The following is a 2,771-nucleotide window of genomic DNA, read 5'->3' as shown; positions in this document are numbered from 1 at the left end:
GGTCGGCACGGCCTCGCCGACGCCCTCCAGGGGCGCGGCGAAGCGCCGGTGCTGCGCCTCGACGCGGGCGAGCGCGTCCTCGGCCCAGCGCACCTGCTCGCGGAGCGAGTGCGAGGGGTCGCCGCCGAGGTCGGCGATCTGCGCGAGGGCCTGCTCACGGGCACGGAGCGCGACCTCCTCGTCGTCGGCCGCGCGCCTCCTCGTCTCGGTCGCCTCGCGCTTCGCGAGCTGGACCCGGTCGACCTCGCCGCCCACCCAGTCGCCGACCTTGCCGGCCAGCCAGACGCGCAGGCGGCTCGGCTCGGCGCCGGGCTCGTCGCCCTCGGCCAGCAGCCGGCGCTTGGCCGTCGCGTCGTCGCCCGCGGCCTGCCATTGCTCGGCGAGGGCCGGCACGGGCTCGAGCACCTCGAGCTTCTTGCGGGTCGTCTCGAAGACGTCGTAGAGCTGCGAGGCCTCGCGGTAGGTCGCCAGCGTCGTCTCCCAGCGCGACAGCGCCTTCGGCTGCGTCAGCACGAACTGCGTGAACAGCTCGTCGATCGAGAAGACGCCCTTCGACGCCTGGGCACGACGCAGCAGCGTCAGCGCCTTGAGCTGCGACTCGTCGCTGCCGCCGATGCCGAGCACGCCGCAGAGCCGGACGCGCAGCTCGGGCTGCGAGTAGGTCACGAGGTCGTGCGCGGGGTCGACGAGGCGGCTGAGCGAGCTCTTCGTCAGCGGGGAGGTGCTGGTGGGGTCGCGGCGCGCCTCGGTCAGGCGGCTGAGGTCGAAGCGGCCGCGGACGAGCAGGTAGACCGTCGACTGGGTGACCTCGTCCTGGCTGGACGTCTCCGGGCCGATCCAGGCGAGGCGGACGGCGGTGAGGGTCTCGCCGAGCTCGGTGCTCCAGGTGATGGCCGAGCCGCTCGCGAACGCCTCGCCGAGCGGGCGGAGGAACCGCGTCGTCGTCTGGTCGGAGGCAGCGTCGCGCACCTCGTCGGTCTTGCCGCGGGCGTAGCTGTAGACGGTGCGCTCGGAGCGCTGGCGGGAGTCGTCGCGGGCAGCGCGGTTGAACTCCTGCGGGTTCGGCATGATCACGGCGCTCATCGCGTCGAGCACGGTCGACTTGCCCCGCCCGGTCGGGCCGAGGATCGCGATGCCGCCGCGTCCGACGGGCATGCGGTGCAGGCCGGCGTAGCTGCCCCAGTTGAGCAGCTGCACGAGCTCGATGCGGTACTGGCCCGAGTGGAACATCCCGAGGTCGGGGGCGTCGTCGGGGGCGACGTCGACGTCGAGCGCGGGGGTCTCGGGAGCGGTGTCGGTCGTGACGCCGGAGGCGAGTGCGGGTGCGGTTGCGTTCGCGGCGGCCGGGGCAGCCGAGGCAGCCGGGGCAGCCGAGGAGGCAGTGGTCGCGTCGGCGGGGGAGGCGGGGGTCATGCCGGGTCTGCTTCCGTGTCGCGGGGGAGGTCGAGCGGGAGGTCGAGGTCGAGCGCGACCGCCGTGGGGTCGGGGGCGTGCTGGTCGGCGTCGGGCTCGTCGGGGTCGGTGTCAGCCTCGTCAGCCTCGTCGGCATCTGCGTCGGACTCCGCCTCCGCAGCCGGCTCCGCCTCGTCGAGGTCCGGACCGACCTCGACGTCGGGACCTGCGCCTCCTGCGGCGTCGAGGTACACCTGCTCGAGGTGGGCCAGCTGCTCGGGCCTGACCAAGGGGACGATCGCGGGCGAGACGGTGAAGAGCTGCGGGTCGTCGGGCTCGGGCTCGAGCAGGTCGCGGGACACCATCGCGGCGATCGCGGCGTCGACGCGACGGTCGGCCCGCACCTCGTCGCGACCGGTGTCGTCGTGGAACCGGCCGAGGAACTCGGCGACCTGGTCGCGCGAGACGACGACGGCCTCGTCGTCACCGTCGGTGTACGCGTGCTCGCGCCGGAGGAACACGAGCAGGAACGACGCGTCGCGCGACAGCGGCTTCTCGCGGCGCAGCAGCACGGGGGCGTCGTCGCCGCCCGACTGGCGCTTGAACGCGACCTCGTGCCCGTGGTCGACCTCGAGGTCGAGGAACAGCTCGGAAAGGCGGGCGCGGATGTCGGCCTCGTGTGCCAGGAGGCCGGCCCACGCCTCCTTCTGCCTCGCCCGCGAGACGAAGCGGTGGGTCAGCAGGGTGACGAGCGCACGACGGCCGGCGAGGGGGAGCGTGCCGGGGGCGGCGAGGACGTCGACGGCAGCGGCGTCACCGGTGGCATCGCCTGCGCCGGCGTCCGGTGCGGCGTCCTCGACCTCGGGCGTCGTGTCGACGGGGGCATCGGTCATGCGGGGTCTCCCTGGAGGTGCAGCGGGGAAGCAGCGTCGGCGTCGTCGGCCTCGGCATCAGCGGAGCGGGTGAAGACGAGGCGGGGCAGCACGACCTCGCGGCCCGTGCCTCCCTCGTCGGCGGTGAGCACGACGGACTCGCGGTCGTCGGTGACGAGGCCCCGGTCGACGGCGAGGTCGAGCATGCTCAGCACGAGGCCGAGGCGGCGGAACTCGGGCTCGGTGGCGAGCCACACGTCGGTGCTCGACACCTCGGCACGCTCGGCGAGGAGCCGGTCGAGCATGCCCGCGACGGCGGCGGGGCTCGTGCCGGCGGTGAGGCGCAGGGCGACGCGGTCGGCCTCGGGCAGGGCCAGGTCGCCCTCGGTGACCTGCACGTCCACGGTGGGCCGGCCGCGCTCGCTCCAGAGCTGCAGCTGCGTGAGGTCGACGGCGTCGAGCGGGCCGAGGCCCAGCACGTCGGCCGGCAGCACGGCGGCTCCCGGC

At 74.5% G+C, this 2,771-nt stretch carries 3 protein-coding genes; all 3 read right to left on the bottom strand.

Features of this window, described 5'->3' with window-relative positions; genetic code table 11:
• A partial coding sequence (locus tag RWM17_RS13760; RefSeq protein ID WP_314104593.1) for an ATP-binding protein occupies positions 1-1,413 on the bottom strand: 1,413 nt, incomplete at its 3' end.
• Complete coding sequence (locus RWM17_RS13755) at positions 1,410-2,285, bottom strand: DUF4194 domain-containing protein (protein WP_314104591.1); 876 nt, start codon at positions 2,283-2,285, stop codon at positions 1,410-1,412. The genes RWM17_RS13755 and RWM17_RS13760, both read right to left, overlap by 4 nt.
• A partial coding sequence (locus RWM17_RS13750) for a hypothetical protein (protein WP_314104590.1) occupies positions 2,282-2,771 on the bottom strand: 490 nt, incomplete at its 5' end. The genes RWM17_RS13755 and RWM17_RS13750, both read right to left, overlap by 4 nt.

The sequence above is a fragment of the uncultured Frigoribacterium sp. genome (genome assembly GCF_963515265.1).
GTDB lineage: Bacteria > Actinomycetota > Actinomycetes > Actinomycetales > Microbacteriaceae > Frigoribacterium.
Note: the sequence above shows the minus strand (reverse complement) of the source record. Positions and strands in the feature narration are given on the sequence as shown.